Source organism: Pararobbsia alpina (assembly GCF_902859895.1).
GTDB classification, from domain to species: Bacteria; Pseudomonadota; Gammaproteobacteria; order Burkholderiales; family Burkholderiaceae; genus Pararobbsia; species Pararobbsia alpina.
Genome location: NZ_CADIKM010000219.1, coordinates 1 through 610, shown reverse-complemented (window position 1 = coordinate 610; position 610 = coordinate 1). Strand labels below are relative to the sequence as shown.

The window sequence follows — 610 nt, the reverse complement described above, 5'->3', positions numbered from 1 at the left end:
CAGCGTGCCGGTGCCGATTTTGGTCAGTGCACCGGTGCCGCCTATCGCGCCGTTTTGGGTCAGCTGGGTTGCTGGCATCGTATCGATGGTGCCCCCGCCGGCGTCGAGCGTGGTGGCCCGGCTCATGGTCATGTCGGCCGTCGTGCGCAGCGTGCCGCCGTTGAAGCTGAGGGGGCCCGTTGCAGCACCGAGATTTGCGTCAGAACTGACTTGTACCACGCCGCCGTTGAGTGATGTGCCGCCCGCATAGACGTTCGCTGCGGAGAGCACCAAGGTGCCCGTGCCGGCCTTAGTCAGTGCACCGGTGCCGCCTATCGTGCCGTTTTGGGTCAGCTGCGTTCCCGGCATCGTTTCGATGATGCCCCCAGAGGTGTCGAGCGTGGTTGCCCGGCTCATAGACATGTCAGCGGTCGTGCGCAGTGTGCCGCCATTGAAGCTGAGGGGGCCCGTTGCGGCACCGAGATTTGCGTCGGCACTGATCTGTACCACGCCCCCGTCAAGCGAGGTGCCGCCCGTGTAAGTGTTCTGACCGGCAAGCGTCAGTGTGCCGGTGCCGGCCTTGGTCAGTGCACCGGTGCCGTCTATCGCGCCGTTTTGGGTCAACTGCGTT

General features: G+C 64.9%; 1 protein-coding gene. It reads right to left on the bottom strand.

Annotation, left to right across the window (positions count from 1 at the left end; all coding sequences use genetic code 11):
* Window positions 1-610 (bottom strand): autotransporter-associated beta strand repeat-containing protein (locus HV670_RS30375; RefSeq protein WP_175108594.1); only part of this gene is annotated, 610 nt, incomplete at both ends.